At 68.8% G+C, this 15058-nt stretch carries 12 protein-coding genes and 1 pseudogene; 7 read left to right on the top strand and 6 right to left on the bottom strand.

Annotated elements, in window-relative coordinates; translation table 11 throughout:
* Positions 1-361: 361 nt before the first annotated feature.
* A pseudogene (locus tag AC31A1_RS05945) lies at positions 362-589 on the bottom strand (transposase family protein); the annotation flags it as partial.
* Between the two features lie 233 nt (positions 590-822).
* Between AC31A1_RS05945 and AC31A1_RS05940 the strand changes: the two are divergent.
* The 4 genes from AC31A1_RS05940 to AC31A1_RS05925 all read left to right on the top strand — a co-directional run bounded on the left by AC31A1_RS05940 (position 823) and on the right by AC31A1_RS05925 (position 4908).
* Complete coding sequence (locus AC31A1_RS05940) at positions 823-1359, top strand: SRPBCC family protein (protein WP_489652191.1); 537 nt, start codon at positions 823-825, stop codon at positions 1357-1359.
* Positions 1360-1827: 468 nt separating this feature from the next.
* A complete protein-coding gene (locus AC31A1_RS05935; protein ID WP_489652190.1) occupies positions 1828-2817 on the top strand; it encodes a DNA-3-methyladenine glycosylase family protein in 990 nt (329 codons plus the stop codon).
* Between the two features lie 8 nt (positions 2818-2825).
* On the top strand, positions 2826-3392 hold the full coding sequence (locus AC31A1_RS05930) for a UbiX family flavin prenyltransferase (RefSeq protein ID WP_489652189.1): 567 nt from the start codon (positions 2826-2828) through the stop codon (positions 3390-3392).
* Positions 3393-3420: 28 nt separating this feature from the next.
* Entirely contained in the window at positions 3421-4908 is a 1488-nt protein-coding gene (locus AC31A1_RS05925; RefSeq protein WP_489652188.1) for a UbiD family decarboxylase, read from the top strand.
* Between the two features lie 46 nt (positions 4909-4954).
* On the opposite strand, the gene AC31A1_RS05920 is transcribed toward AC31A1_RS05925, so the two are convergent.
* Positions 4955-5098, bottom strand: coding sequence for a hypothetical protein (locus AC31A1_RS05920; protein WP_489652187.1), 144 nt, complete (start codon positions 5096-5098; stop codon positions 4955-4957).
* Positions 5099-5253: 155 nt separating this feature from the next.
* Here AC31A1_RS05920 and AC31A1_RS05915 point away from each other — a divergent pair, with 155 nt between their 5' ends.
* Both AC31A1_RS05915 and AC31A1_RS05910 read left to right on the top strand, forming a co-directional pair.
* Positions 5254-5439 carry a hypothetical protein gene (locus AC31A1_RS05915; RefSeq protein WP_200716082.1) on the top strand — a complete coding sequence of 62 codons (186 nt, stop codon included), beginning with the start codon at positions 5254-5256 and terminating at the stop codon, positions 5437-5439.
* A complete protein-coding gene (locus AC31A1_RS05910; protein WP_489652186.1) occupies positions 5436-5747 on the top strand; it encodes a type II toxin-antitoxin system PemK/MazF family toxin in 312 nt (103 codons plus the stop codon). Before AC31A1_RS05915 ends, AC31A1_RS05910 begins: the two co-directional genes overlap by 4 nt.
* 201 nt (positions 5748-5948) lie before the next feature.
* Here AC31A1_RS05910 and AC31A1_RS05905 read toward each other — a convergent pair whose 3' ends face one another.
* The 4 genes from AC31A1_RS05905 to AC31A1_RS05890 all read right to left on the bottom strand — a co-directional run bounded on the left by AC31A1_RS05905 (position 5949) and on the right by AC31A1_RS05890 (position 10903).
* On the bottom strand, positions 5949-7880 hold the full coding sequence (locus AC31A1_RS05905) for a zinc ribbon domain-containing protein (protein ID WP_489652185.1): 1932 nt from the start codon (positions 7878-7880) through the stop codon (positions 5949-5951).
* Positions 7877-8476: an IS607 family transposase gene (locus AC31A1_RS05900; RefSeq protein WP_489652184.1), complete on the bottom strand. Its 600-nt coding sequence runs from the start codon at positions 8474-8476 to the stop codon at positions 7877-7879. The genes AC31A1_RS05905 and AC31A1_RS05900 overlap by 4 nt, the downstream gene beginning before the upstream one ends.
* 147 nt (positions 8477-8623) lie before the next feature.
* A complete protein-coding gene (locus tag AC31A1_RS05895; protein ID WP_489652183.1) occupies positions 8624-9910 on the bottom strand; it encodes an MFS transporter in 1287 nt (428 codons plus the stop codon).
* Between the two features lie 255 nt (positions 9911-10165).
* On the bottom strand, positions 10166-10903 hold the full coding sequence (locus tag AC31A1_RS05890) for a DUF1989 domain-containing protein (protein ID WP_489652182.1): 738 nt from the start codon (positions 10901-10903) through the stop codon (positions 10166-10168).
* Positions 10904-11168: 265 nt separating this feature from the next.
* Here AC31A1_RS05890 and AC31A1_RS05885 point away from each other — a divergent pair, with 265 nt between their 5' ends.
* A complete protein-coding gene (locus tag AC31A1_RS05885; protein WP_489652181.1) occupies positions 11169-14960 on the top strand; it encodes an amino acid adenylation domain-containing protein in 3792 nt (1263 codons plus the stop codon).
* Positions 14961-15058: the final 98 nt, after the last annotated feature.

Genomic DNA, 15058 nt, shown 5'->3' with positions numbered 1-15058 from the left:
ACTGTCTCGACCAAGGTCGATCACTATGGGCAACAATCAAACTACGCTGTGTCGACTTGAAGATCACCTACTGAGAACACATCGGCCCTGCCGGTGCAGGTGTAGACGCAAAGCCAAGAATCTGTGGACGCAGCGCCAACACGGACAGGTGCTTATCCTGACATCCTCACTGGGAGCGAGAATACGGCACACTGCCAATAACAAGATCATCGACTGCCGGACTGGACCAGGAACGCAATGATTCGCACATTCAAAGGCCGCAGCCGCACGGTGAAGGCCGCCGCTGTTCTTGGGGCGACAAGCTGCAGCTTCAATAGTAGAACCGCGTCGCTGCGGCCTCCCACTTAGGGCGTGCAGATCTTTAACTCGTCTTTTTGGCCTTGGTCTTGGCGGGGTCGGGAGCGAGGAACGTCGCGAGGTCTGCTGGTGTCCGGAGGCGGGCGGTAGAGGCGCTGACGGGGTGGCCGTGGGCTTCGAGGAGCGGGCGGACTTCTTGTCGCGCGTGGCTGATGGTCATGGCGGTGACCCCGAAGAGCTGGCCGAGGAGGTCCATGGTGGCGAGTTTGCGCAGGTGGAGCACCGTGACCAGTCTCCGTGGACGGCGGTGTTCCCCAAGGCGGTCCGCCTGATCCGCGAAGCGGCGGCAGCCGCTGCGAACACCCAGCCGTCTCCGACGGACTGATCTACGCTCCATAGTCGGCCTCCGCCGTCCGCCCACTTGAGTGGCTCAGATCCGCCGCCGTCGGCTGGTGGGACGCGGATCAGCGATGCGAGCCGGACCTTCACCGTGCAGGTCGGACACCGAGCGACTCGGCTTGTCCGTTGATCAAAGCGACGTCGATCACCACCACGCGGGCGACCGTCGCCGATTGTGCCGATGCTGGTAATCGGATGGCCCGAAACAAGCCAAGTGAAGACAATCCACGGCCGGAGGACACTATGTGGACGACTGAGTACACGCTGACCACGGAAGCCACTCCAGAGACACTCTGGGAGCTGCTGAGCGACGTGAACGGATGGGGTGCCTGGAATGAGGGGATCGAGACGATCGCTCTGGACGGCCCACTGGCCGTCGGCGCCACTTTTCAGATGAAGCCGCCTGGCGAGGACACGTTGACCAGCACGATCGCCGAGCTGGAGGAGAATCGCCTACTCACCGACGTCACGGATCTGGGCGATCTGGTCTTCCGTGTCGCGCACCGGCTCGAACCGCTGGCCGGCGGAGGGACGTCGATCACCTACCGGATGGAGGTCAGCGGACCAGCCGCGGACACCCACGGAGAAGAGGTCGGAAAGGCGATCTCGGCGGATTTCCCCCAGGTCATCGCGGCCATGATCGCGGCCGCCGAGGCCCTGTAACCGCTGGTACCCCGAGCCGCTGGCCGAGCAGCCCGACGGGAGCCCGGATCTCCTGTTGTCGCACGCCACTCTGCGTGGCCAGCGCCCGGTGACCGCCGCCCTTACGCCCCTCCAGCTGACCGACGCTCAGTTCGCCTTGACGGCCCGCACGCGGTGACCCAGCACACACGCCGAGCAGACGAGCCCGCCTGTCAGCTGCGCCTTCGGAGGTACCGACGTGAAGAACGGCCTCGCAGCTCATCGCGGACCTGGGGAGCGGAAAAGGTCTCATCGCCCGCCACGTCGACGTGGAGGACAGCCAGGCAACGGACTCCGGTGACCGCAGACGCGGCAACGCCGACACCGCGGCCCGTCGACGCCGTCCAAGCAGTTGACGCCGCACTGTCCGACCAACTCACCAAGACGGATACGTGTGTTCTCACACAGGTTCTACGCCAACTGCGACACCGACCTGACCGAGGAGCAGCCATGACCGCGAGGGCCGATGGCAACGGAGGCCCGGGCGAAGGGATCATCCCGCCGATCCGTGGCTTCACGATCGTCCCGGTCGGCGAGTTCTCGCTGGCCGAGTCCGCGACCTTCGGCTTCGGTCAGCGGATGCCCCTGGCCGGTGCCGGTGAACCGCAGTTCGACGGTGTGATGCGGCTGGCGTTCTGCCTGGACGACTTCCGTGGTCAGGTCGGCGTCGAACTGCGCCAGGACGAGCGGGGTGTGCATGCACTGACCCACGGCCCTGGCGAGCTCCCCGCGATCGAGCGGCAGGTCGCTCGTGTGCTGTCCCTCGATCTGGACGCCCGGGACTTCGCCGAAGTGGGACAGCGCGACCCGGTGGTCGGCCTCCTACAGCGTGCCGCTGCGGGACTGCGGCCGCCGCTTTTCTACTCGCCGTACGAGGCGGCGGCGTGGTCGGTGCTCAGCGCGCGCCGTCCAGGAGCGCAGATGGCGCGCGTGCGTGCCGCTCTGAGCGAGGCGCACGGGGCGACGTTCGAGCTCGCGGGCGAACGACTCGCCGCGCTGCCGACGCCGGCGACGTTGCTGGACATTGAGAATTTTCCCGGCATCGACCCCGACCGACTGGCGCGTCTGCACGGCGTGGCCCGTGCGGCGCTGGACGGCCAGCTCGACGTGGGCCGCTTGCAGGCACTCGGCCCACAGGCGGCACTGGCCGACGTGCAGCGCATCAAGGGCATCGGCCCGTTCTACGCCGCGCTCATCGTCATCCGCTCCACCGGATGCACCGACGTCCTGCCTGCCGACGAGCCGAGGATGCGGGCGCTGGTACGAGAGCTGTACCAGCTGGCCGACGAACCCGATCGGGCCCAGTTCGAAGCCATTGCCGAGAAGTGGAGCCCCTGGCGCACCTGGACGGCGGTCCTGCTGCGCGCGGCCGGGCCACGCGTCCTGGCCGGGCGACAGGCGGACGATTCGCCGCCCAACCCTGCTCCCGGGCGGGAATGAGGTCACCGATGGAGACAGTACGACGGCTGGTGGTCGGGATCAGCGGCGCCACCGGGATCGCCTACGGCGTGCGGACCCTGGAACTGGCCCGCAAGGCCGGAGTGGAGACGCATCTGGTCGTGACCCGGGCCGGACAGCAGACCCGGGCTTACGAGACCGATCTGAGCATGCGGGATCTCGCGGCGCTCGCAGACGTCAACCACCGGCCGGCCGACCTCGGCGCCGCAATCGCCAGCGGGTCGTTCCGCACCGACGGAATGATCGTCGCGCCGTGCTCGATCCGGACCCTGTCGGCGATCGCCTACAGCAACAACGACAATCTCCTCACCCGCGCCGCCGACGTGACCCTGAAGGAACGCCGCCGACTGGTGCTGCTGGCCCGCGAGACCCCGCTCACCCTCGGACATCTGCGCGCGATGACCGCGGTCACCGAGTCCGGCGGCATCGTCATGCCACCGGTGCCCGCCTTCTATCTGCGCCCACAGACCGTGGACGACATCGTCGAGCACACCGTGGGCCGTGCACTCGGGCTGCTCGACATCGACGTACCCGACCTGCCCCGCTGGGGCGAGTAGAGCCACCGACACCAGGAAAGGCACCCCTGTGAAGCACCTGCGCAGCCTGCGCGAATTCATCTCCGAACTCACCGCGATCGGCGAAGTCCGGCAGATCGATACCGAGGTGGACTGGAACCTGGAGATCGGCGCCGTCATCCGCCGCTCCTACGACCTCAGGGCGCCCGCCCCCTTGTTCACCAACATCACCGGCTACCAAGGCAGCGGCTTCCGAGTCCTCGGAGCGCCCGGCGCACTCAGCGGCCCCGCCCATCCCCTCGCCCGGATCGCGCTGGCGCTGGGCCTGCCGGCCGGATCGGGCGGCCAGGAGATCATGGCCGCGATCGTCGCCGCGCGCGGCAGGCCCGGCATCCCGCCGGTGACCGTCGACGCGGCGGGCGCACCGTGCAAACAGAACATCCTGCTGGGGGACGACATCGACCTGCTGGCGTTCCCGACCCCGCTGATCCACGGCAACGACGGCGGCCGCTACATCCAGACCTACGGCATGAACATCGCCCGCACCCCCGACGGCTCGTGGACCAACTGGTCGATCAACCGGATGATGATCGCGGGGAAGGACACGCTGGCATGCCTGATCCCCGGTCCGCAGCACCTCGGCATCATCCGCGCCCAGTGGGCCAAGCTCGGCAAGCCGATGCCGATCGCGCTGGCACTGGGCGTCGAACCGGGCCTTCCGTACGTCGGCGCCATGCCGCTGCCGGAAGGCGCCGACGAGAGCCACTTCCTGGGCGCGCTGTTCGGCGAGGGGATCGAGGTGACCCCGGCCGAGACCGTGGACCTTTCAGTGCCTGCCACGGCCGAGATCGTCATCGAAGGCCACATCGCCTTCGAGGAGGAGGTGATGGAGGGGCCGATGAACGAGTACCCCGGCTACAACGCCACCGACGCCTCGCCGAAACCCCTGTTCAAGGTCAGCGCCATCACCCACCGCGACGGCGCGATCCTGCCGGTGGTCGCCGCCGGGCCGCCGGTGGAGGAGGACCACACCGGCACCGGAACCATGCACGCCGCCGAGATCCTCTACAACCTCCGGCAGGCGGGCCTGCCGGTCACCTCGACCTGGTTCTCCTACGAGTCGGCCATCCACTGGCTGATCGTGTCCGTCAGGCAGGACTGGCACGAGTCGTTCGACATACCGGCCGGGGAACTCGCCCAGCGAGTCGGCAACGTGGTCTTCGCCAGCAAGGCCGGGTTCGGTGTCCCCAAGATCCTTCTGGTCGAGGACGACATCGACATCACCGACCTGAACCAGGTCGTCTGGGCCTTCGCCACCCGCACCCATCCGGAGCACGGCGAAGTCCACTTCCCCGCCGAGCCCACCGCGGCACTCTCGGTCTACCTCAGCGAAGAGGAGATGCACACCTACCGCGCCGGCAAAGTCATCTACTGCTGCCTGCTCGGCGACCGCTTCACCAAGGAAGACCGACCTGTCAAGGGCAGCTTCGAAAACGGCTGGCCCGCCGACATCCAGCAGCGCGTCCTGACCCGTTGGTCCACCGCCTACGGATACTGAGGCCCTGGTACGAAAATTCAGCTGAGGCAAACCGCGTGCCCCCGCGTCACGCGGCGACGGGGTGCAGGCTGACTTGGTAGCCGAGTTGGTTGAGCCGGCTCACCAGGCACCGGGGCTGCCTGGCCCGGCCGACACGTTCGAGGAAGTAATGGCCGGTGAGATCGGCGTATTCGGTGTCGTGGATGAACATGTGCCCGGCCCTGTCCCAGGCCTGCTACGGCGCCACCAACCAGAGCGTCGGGAAGCCCGCGCCCCTGCGACGTCAGAAGCAACGTCCAGCAGCACCCACCCCCGAAACACACCCAAGGCCGCGGTGATGGCAGTCCTGCCACTATAATTGGCGTCATGACTGCCATCACCCTGCGGATCCCCGACGCCATGGACAAACAGCTGCGCGACGCCGCCGCCGGCGCCTCGTCCCTGAACGACTACATCGTGCGAGCCGTACGACGCCAGATGACGCTCGACGCCGCGCGCAAACTCGCCTCCGTCGCACCCCTCGACCTGGCGGGCGAAGGCGACGCCCTGTGACCATCCGCAAGGGCGACGTCTGGGACGTCGACACCGGTAAAGGCACCCGTACCGTTCTCGTCGTCAGCCTCGACGGACTCGCCGACGCCTACGGTGCGGTCGTCGTCCTGGTCCTGCATGCCCCGGCGCAGCACCCCGACACGGCGATGAGCGTGCATCTGGCCACCCCGGTCGACGCCTCCGTCGTCGCCGTCAATCTCCTCCAGCTCTCCACGCTCCGCTTCGAGACCGGCACGCCGCACGGGAACATCGGCCCCGAGCAGCAGGAACTCGTCGACAACGCACTCCGCGCGGTCCTCGACCTGTAAGCCCACCCCTGCCGGCGGGGCCTTAGCCACCGGTCCCCTTGGGGGAAGCAGGGGTGGCCACCTCGACCTCGATCAACCGGCCTCGCCTGTGGTGCCGTGGGCACGGCGGGTGGCTGAACCGGCACCGCAGTTCGCGTGAGCGCCGACGATCGGATCGCGCCGCGCGCCGAGTGTCCGCCGGAGCCCAGTCAGCGTCTCTGATCAGCTTAGGGAAACGTAGTCAGGTGTAGCGCCTGGTACAGGTTCCCACCATGGAGGGGAGGCGTGGACGTGCAGGTGGAAACCCGCACCCAGGACTGCCCCTCGCGGACGGTGTGTGCTGATCGTCGTCACGCCCTGGTTCCGGAGGGCCGCGCGAGGCAGTCTCCGGACCGTGTGAACGTGTCCCTCCGGACACTGGCCCGCCGAGGCGGAGGAGGGCGTCCGGCGTCGCCTGGGCGTCGGACATGCTGCTTGTCGCCGAGTCGGTCCCGTTTTGGACCTGTCCCGGCCGGTCTGGGTGGCAGCTGGTGTGACGACCGCCCTGGTTTCGAGTCTGTCCACCACGGAGCGGATCACCATGGCGCCGCTGGCACGGTCGGTGACCGTCTTGGCTTGGTGGGTGAGGCCGCGTGCGGCGATCCGGCGCCAGGCGCCCTGGTCCCGGTCGCCATGCCAGCTGCATGACGGGCAGATCGCCCACTTCCAGCCGGGAACGGTCGGCCGGTCGGGAGACTTGCGGTGGCGCAAGGGAACCAGGCACTGCGGGCAGTGCTTCGAGGTGTTGCGGGCCGGGACCGTCACTACGGCGATGCCGACCTCGGCGGCCAGATGACGCATCCGCTCCACGATCTGCCCGCGCACTGTCTGCGACATGCGGGTGTTGTGGTTGCGGCCCATACCCCGCGCCTCCATCGAGCGGAGATCCTCGATGTAGATGGCCGTGGCCCCGGCAGCGATCGCCTGGTCCACGGCCCACCGGGCGGCAGACCACGCCAGAGCGTCATTGAGATTCGACCGGCGGTCGGACACATGACGGATCTCGTCGGCGAGGATCTGACGCTTGTCTGCCAGGTGGTGCCGTTCACCGCTGCCGATGAGCCGGTCGTACTGGTCGGCCCTGGTGTGCAGGTACTCGGACTGACGGCGCAGGCGGTGCTGCTTCGACAGGACGCCGGATGCACGGAACATGCCGCCACTGCCGAGGGTGGTGATCTTTCCGTCGTCGTGGAGCCGGGCGGCACCCGCACTGAGCAGGGTGTTCAGGCCCCAGTCCATGCCAAGGGCGACCGTGTGGCCGGTGCGCTGCGTCTTCGGGACGGCATGCGTGTAGGCAAGGTCGGCGTGTACGGCGCTTTGGTGGATGCGCAGGGTAGGCAGGTGCAACACCGCACCGGCGGGAACGGTCGGGGGCAGCGTGATCGGGCAGGCCACCCACGTCCAGTCCGCATACGACTGCGGATCCGGGCGGATCGGCAGTTGCAGGCGCAGCAGCGCCCGGCCTGGCTCATCGCCGCGCTCGATGGTGGCCTGCTGGCTGTCACAGGCGGACAGAAGCAGCATGCGGGCAATCCGGGGAGCACCTTCCAGCTCGAAGACATCCACCGGCATCCGGTCGTGCTTCTTGTGAAAGGAGACGACCTGCCGGGTGCGGGACGTGATGATGCCGGACGGCAGCAACTGGCCACCAGGCACCGCCTCACGGACGGCATCCCACTCCTCGGCAGTGCGTTTCTTCGGATCGGCAGGCCACGCCTTGAGGACGCCGGTGGCCAGATCCGATCGCCACTTCACGGAGCGCAGGGTGCGTCCGGCCTGCTCCTGCGCCATGCGGACGATGCGGTCATTGACCTTGGCACCAGGTTTGACGGTCCAGCCCAGGCGGCGCAGGGCCATCCAGGCATTCGACGGCAGCTTCTGCCCACCCGCGTCCACGCCGGAGGCCAGCGCGTTCACGTCGAGAGCGTTCCAGTGCTCGCCCAGCAGATCGGCGACCATGCCGGACACCAGACCGGCAGCCCAGCCGACCCGCTCCGCCACAACGCAAGCGCTGAGAAACTCACCGGTCTCCTCATCGACTGCGGTGCGCAGCTTGCCACGGGCGCAGGCGGTGCGGGATGTCTCATGGTCGGCGAGCGGTAGCTTCCGGCTCATGCGCGCTCCGCGGCTTCGGCGAGCAACCGCCGGCGGGATTCCGCCGAGCGCATGCCGTACAGGCGTCCGGCGAACGTGGTCACCAGGGACATGAAGTCTTCGAGGAGTTCTTCCCGGCCCCCGGACTTCTTCGGGTGCAGTACTTCCACAGTCACGCCGTACACGGCGAACAACTGCTTGAGCCAGCCGACACCGAACCGGGCGAGACGGTCTTCATGGGTGACACGGACTACGGTCACCGATCCGTCGGACACCATCGCCAGGACCCGGCCGAGTCCTGGCCGGTTCTCCTTCAGGCCGGAGCCGCGGTCCTTGACAACCTTGACGACTTCCCCGGTGGCCGTGGTCCGCAACTCCTCTTCCTGTGCGGCCAGCGAGGTCTCCTGGCCGGTGGAGCCGGAGACGCGGACGTACAGCAGCTCCAAACGAGGCCGGTCAATACCGCCGCGCTTCATGTTCTCGATGTCGACGGAGGAGAAGCGGCGCTCGCGGCCGACCCAGGTGTACGGGATCTTTTCGTCGATCGCCCACTGCCGGAGCGTCATGGGGTGGATTCCCAGACGCTTCGCGGCCTTCGACATGCGCAGCAACTCCATGCTGCACATTGTACCCACAGAACACTATGGAAAGTTAGGGATAATTAATGAAATCTGTGAGCCTGCTGGGTGCACTCGCCCGGTCAACAGCCGTAACCAGACCCGCGCGGCTCGCCCGGCCACGAGCAACCAACAGACTCAGGCGCGTCACTGGTCCCGCATCCTCCGCAGCGGAGACATGAGAAGCAGCACCCCCGCCCCCCAAGCCCCCAGCGCGCAGAGCCACATGCACGGCCGGAGTCCGATCCACGTGCCCAGGGCGCCGCCGAAGAGCGCCCCGAGGGGCATGGTCCCCCACACCACCCACCGCACCGACGCGTTCATCCGGCCCAGCAGTTCGGGAGGGCAGATCGCCTGGCGGTACGAGATCTGGGCGGTGTTGTAGACCACGGCTGCCAGGGACAGGGCCGCCCAGCCGAGGGCGTAGAGGGTGAGGCCCGCGCCGCTCCCGGCGAGGGGAAGCAGCACGTACAGCGCGCCGGGAACCAGAAGTGACAGCCAGATGATGCGGGCGGAGCCCACGCGGGCCGAGAGTCTTCCCGCGGTCAGGCCACCGGCGAGGCCGGCGACCGCGCCGAAGGCGAGGATGAGGCCGATCTGGGCCGGGCGGGCGTGGAGGGTGCGCGTGAGGTACACCATCTGGACGGACTCGATCGCCGTGATGAAGAAGTTGCTGGTGGCGGTGCAGGCCACGATGGCGCGCAGGACGGGGTCGCGCAGGACGAATCGCAGCCCCTCCGCAATGGCCGCCCGGAACGCGGCGCCCCGCGGTGTGCCGGGCGGTGTCGGTAGGCGGGGCGGTTCGGGGGTGCGGATGAGCAGCAGCGAGACGACGCTCAGGGCGTAGGAGGCGGCGTCCAGGGCGAGGGTGCGGGCCAGGCCCATGACGGTGACGAGGGCTCCGGCCAGGGAGGGGCCGGCGAGCTGTGCGACGGAGGCCGAGGCACCGAGTTTGCCGTTGCCGTCTGCGAGTTGGGACCGGTCCACCAGCACCGGGAGGTAGCTCTGGGCGGCGATGTCGAAGAAGACCGTCAGTGCTCCGGCCACCGCGACGACGGCGTAGAGCTGCCCAAGGGTGACGCCGCCCCATGACGCGGCGACCGGGATCGACCCGATGAGGAACATTCGCGCGAGGTCGCAGCCGAGCATGAGCCGGCGTTTGTCGACCCGGTCCACGACGACGCCCGCCGGAAGGGAGATCAGGAGGAAGGCGAGCGAGCCGAAGAAGGTGAGCAGGGCGGTCTGGAAGGTGGTGGCCCCGAGGAGTTCTACGGCGATCAGCGGCAGGACCAGGACCGACACCTCGGAGCCGACCATGCTCAAGGTCTGCCCGCTCCACAGGAGAAGGAAGGGACGATGCAGTCGGAGAGGGGCCGGGCGGGCGGGATCGGTCAGGATGTCGGACTGCGCTTCGTCCTCCGGCGTTTTCCCCATTGGACCAGCGATACCGTCCCACGCGCCGCCGTGTCCACCCCCGGGGCGGCCGGGTCAGGTCTCCGGTGCGGCTGGCTCAAGTCCCATGCGATCGGGCCACGTTCAGGCGACCGGCTCACGTCCCGTACGGCCGACCCGCGTTCCATGCCCCCAGCTCAAGTCCCGTACAGCCAGTCCGAATCCCGCGCCATCAACGCAAGCGCCGTACGACAGTCTCAAGTCCCCCAGGCCGACTCACACCCCGTTCCGACCGACTCACACCCCATCCGCCTCACCCCCACCCGGATACACATCAAGCCCAAGCGGAGTGCACCGGTCACCATTGGTCGGCCAGAAGTCCACCGAGCACGCCGTCAGCACCAGCACGACCTCGCGGACGGCCCTCAACACAACAAAGTCGCCCGGTCGGGTCGCCGCGCTGAGGACGTCCAGCCGGCCCCGCTCCCCCGGCTGCGAATTCTGGAAGAAGTTGACCGGGTCCGGTACCACGGGCAGGGTGATGCCCAGAGCCGTGAGCGAGGTCGCGAAATTTTCGGCGCAATTGGGATGGCCGGTGAGTCCTTCCCGTTCGTAGAGGGTCGGGTTGCAGGCGGGGAACAGCATGTCATGCATGCCGGGTGACGAGTCCGTGACGAATTCCAGGACCGGCTCGTACTGCTGATCGACAAAGCATTCGCCGACCCGTGGGAACAATTGCTCCAGGAGGTCGCGGGTATGGCTTGTGGAGAGCCATTTCCGGTGGTCGGCGGCGTCGATCGCCCACAGGTCACCGACCTGGCGCCCCTCGATGTCGGTGATCTTCACCGTCTCGCCGGCGCGGATCACCACCGCGCGGCCGCCCTGGGCCGGAACCAGCAGTGAACGCCGTCCGTCCACCGCGTTGACCGGCCCGCCGGGCGTCGACACCGAGAGTTCATCCCGCGACTCCCCTCGCGGCTCAAGCTGATCGTTCAGCGACAAAGTCCTCGCTCCGGCCCGGCTGTCAGCGGTCACGCGGCCGCCCCGGCCGCAGCCCGCATCGTACCGCCGGTGCTCGACACCGGGCACGGAGTGGCAGGTCGCGGCGTGACTACCTGCGCATTCTTGATACGGACCGAAAGGTTCCATAAGTGGCGCCATTTTCCGGACATACGCCTTGACAGCCGCAAAATACTGCGGATAGGCTATTTCACCGTTGCGCCGGTAATTGACTCCTACCGACTGGGGAAACCCATTGAACGGGGAAACAAAATATCCTGGCGGATTTCCCGACCTGGTGTTGAGCGCGAATTCGACTCAGGCGGAATTCTCGGACGAGGCGACCATTCCCGAACTGCTTGAGGCCGCGGCGGCACGCTGGCCTCGCAGACCCGCACTGCACGGACCGGACGGCTCGGTGGTGAGCCACGGCGAGTTGGCCGAGGAGACCAGTCGCCTGGCCGGGGTTCTCGCCGCGCACGGGGTGCGGCGCGGGTCGGCGGTCGGGGTGCTGGGCGAGCACAGTCCGCAGACCGTCGCGGTGATCGTGGCGATCCTGCGCTGCGGCGCCTACTACGTTCCGCTGGACCATCGTTGGCCGCCCGGCCGGGCGGTCGCCGCGCTGCGCTCCCTCGGCGCGGCCGCTCTGGTCGTGTCGCCGGGCATGGCGGACCGCGCGTTCGAGATCGCCGCCCAACTGCCGTACCTGCGCCGGGTCTTGCTGACCGGCGAGGCGGACCGACCGCCCCGGAAGCCCTCTGGACACGCCCTCCGTAACCGCAAGGACGGCGACCCCGGCGAGGCCGCGCGCGATGACCATCGACGGGTGGCCGATCTGGTTGCCGGCGCCCTCCGGCGGGGCACTGCCCTCGCCGTACTGGGCCGCGCCGACGACGCGTTGACCCGCGCCCTGCACGACCGGGTGGACACCCTCCGATTCGCCCGGGACACACAGGACTTCGCGGACGCGTCCCACGCCGGTGCGGACGTGAGCGTCGTCCTGCTCCCCGACCGGGTACGGAGCCTCTGCGGCCCGGGACAGTTGCGCACCGTGCTGCACGAGGTGCTGACGCGTACCGCGCCGGGCACCTCCGTCGTGCTGAGTGACATCGTTGCCCCTGACTCCGGCGCTGCCCACGGCACGTTCCGGGTGCCGCTCGGCTGGTGGTCCGTGCTCGCGGAGTCGTACCCAGGGATGGAGGTCGTGGTCGACGACCGCGACGAGCCGTCGTCGGACAGCGCCTATCACGTCGTCCTCACCACGCCGGACACCGTTCCCGCCGAACAGCCGGTACCGGTGGAAGGCGGACCGGAACGCCCGCTGCGGCTCGACGACACGACGACGCCCCTCGAAGTGCCGCCCCCGGGCGGGCCCGAGGATCTCGCGTACACCATCACCACCTCAGGCTCGACCGGTGAGCCGAAGTTGGTCGGCGTCCGCCACCGCAGCGTGGTGAACCTCGTGGAGTGGTTCAACCGACGGCACGCCGTGACGCCCGACGACGTGCTGCTGCAGGTCGTCCCGTTCACCTTCGACCTGTCGGTGTACGACCTCTTCGGCGTGCTGGCCGCCGGTGGCAGCCTGGTGCTGCTGCCCGTCGCGGACCTGGAGGAACCCGACGCCGTCGTCGACGCGTTGCTGGAGCGGGGCATCACCCTGTGGAACTCCGCCCCTGCGGCGTTCACGACGCTGCTGCCCTTCCTCGCGCTCCGTCCGCGGACCTCGCGCGACCGGCTGCGGCGCGTCTTCCTCAGCGGTGACTGGGTGCCGTTGAGCACCCACGCGGACCTCGCGCGCGAGTTCCCCTCCGCGACACTGGTGGCCCTCGGCGGGCCGACGGAGACCTGCGTGTGGACCAACGACCACGTGGTCGACCGCGTCGATCCCGAGTGGCGGAGCGTGCCGTACGGACGGCCCATCCAGAACGTCCGCTGCTACGTGCTGCGGGAGGACGGCTCACCGTGCGACCTCGGCGAGGCCGGGGAACTGTACGCCGCCGGTGCGTGCGTCTCGGCCGGGTACCTGAACGACCCGGACCTCACCCGCGCCCGCTTCCTCCCGGACCCATGGGCACCGGAGCCGGGCGCGCGGATGTTCCGGACCGGCGACCGGGCGCGGTGGACCGAGCACGGCTGGATGGAGATCCTCGGCCGGATCGACCAGCAGGTCAAGATCAGCGGCTTCCGTATCGAACTGGGCGAGGTCGAGCGGGCCGCGCGCAGTCTGCCCGGGGTCGCCGAGGCGTACGCCATGGCGTACGGGGACCCGCACCGGCCCGAACTCGGCCTCGCCGTAAGGGCGTTCACCGACGGGCCGACGGCGGGCGCGGTGCGTGAGCGCCTGCACGCCCTGCTGCCCGGCTACATGGTGCCCAGCCTCGTCCGCGCGGTGGACACCCTGCCCCTGGGCCCGAACGGGAAGGTGGACCGGCAGGCGCTCGCCGACACGCTGATCCGGCACGACGCCGGTACGGCTCGGCCGGACACCGGCGCGGTCGGCTCGATGGTCGCCGTGTGGGAGCGGGCCTTCGGCCGGCCGGTCGGGGCGGACGACGAGTTCTTCGACGCGGGCGGTACCTCCCTTACGGCTGCCCGGATCGTGGCCGCCCTGCGGGAGGAGCACGGGGTCCAGCCGTCCGTCGCCGAGCTCTACGACGCGGGCACCCCCCGCAGACTGGCCGCACTGACCGGGCAGTCGGCCGCAGCGGCACCGGACGACGGGCACGCCGTAGACCGGGGAGGTCCGGCGCCCGATCGGGCTCCGCTGTCGGTCCAGCAGGAGGCGATCTGGTACATCGAGCAGATGACGCCGGGCTCGGTCGGCTACACCTCAACCGCCCGGATCGACCTGCACGGCCCGCTGGACCGCGCCCGGTTACGCGACGCGCTGGCCGCTGTGACCGTGCGGCACCCGATGCTGCGGACCAGGTTCCCGCTCACGGAGGACGGCGTCCCCGAGCAGGTGGTGTCGGACGAGGTGGTCGTCAGCCTCGACGAGGTGGACAGCACGGGTCCGGTCGACGAGGCCGTCCGTGAGGCGGGCGGCCACCTCTTCGATCTGGAGAAGGAGCCGCCGGTCCGCTGGACGCTGCTGCGGGTCGCCGAGCACGAACACGTCCTGGTGCAGGTGGAGCATCACTTCGCCCATGACGGCTGGTCGATGTGGCTGATGCTGCGCGACATGGCCCGGGCGTACGTCCAACTCGGCGCGGGCGACCGGATCGACCTGGGCGCCGACGGGACGTCGTACACCGCGTACTGCGCGGATCAGCACGCGTGGCTGTCCTCGGAAGCGGCGCGGGAGCAGGTGCGGCACTGGACCGGTGAGATCGGTCCGGTCGGGGAGCCGCTCGCGTGGCCGCACGAGGAGCGCAGGCAGGAGCGGTTCGGCTACCGGGGGGACACGCACCACCTGGTGCTGCCCGACGAACTCGACCGTAAGGTGCGCGACTTCGCGCGGCGGGCCGGTGCCACCCCGTTCGCCGTGCTGATGACCGCGTACACGGTGCTGATCGGCACGGTCTGCGACGCTCCCTCCCTGATCATGGGCGGTGGGCTGCGCAACCGGCGGACGCCCGGTGTGCAGGAGACCGTGGGCATGTTCGTGAACACGTGCGCGTGGTCGTTCCCGGACTGGGGGGACCGTGCCTTCGACGACCTGGCCCGGGACACCACCCTGCGGCTGGCCCGGGCGATGGAGCACCAGGAGATCCCGTTCCCGGTGGTGGCCCGGGAGATCCGCACCTCGCGTGATCCCGCGCGCAATCCGGTCTTCCAGACCAGCATCTCGATGAACGACTGGCCCGATCCCGTACTGGACTTCGGTCCGGGCCTCACGGCGGAGATGTCCTTGCCGAGCAACGGCGGCGCCAAGTTCGACCTGGACGTCATCGTGCTCCCGGAACCCGAGGGCACCCGGATGCTGTGGCGCTACAGCAGCCCGCTGTTCACCCGGCCCGAAGTCGAGGGGCTGGTCGCGGACTTCCTCGCCCTGCTCGAAGAGGCCGTCACCACATCCGGCAGCCTGTGCGGGCAGTTGGGCCGCACCACTGTCACGACCGCCGCCACCTCTCCAGTCAGAAAGGCGCGTTGACTTGACATCCTCCCCTCCCTGAAGGACTTTGTTGGCGGATTCGGCGACCGCCTTTGCTGATCTTGTTTGGTCGGGCAGTCTGGTGGGGTTCGGTTTCG

Source organism: Streptomyces sp. P5F9 (assembly GCF_057961495.1).
The sequence above is the reverse complement of the archived record's forward strand: the minus strand, read 5'-3'. Positions and strand labels throughout refer to the sequence as shown.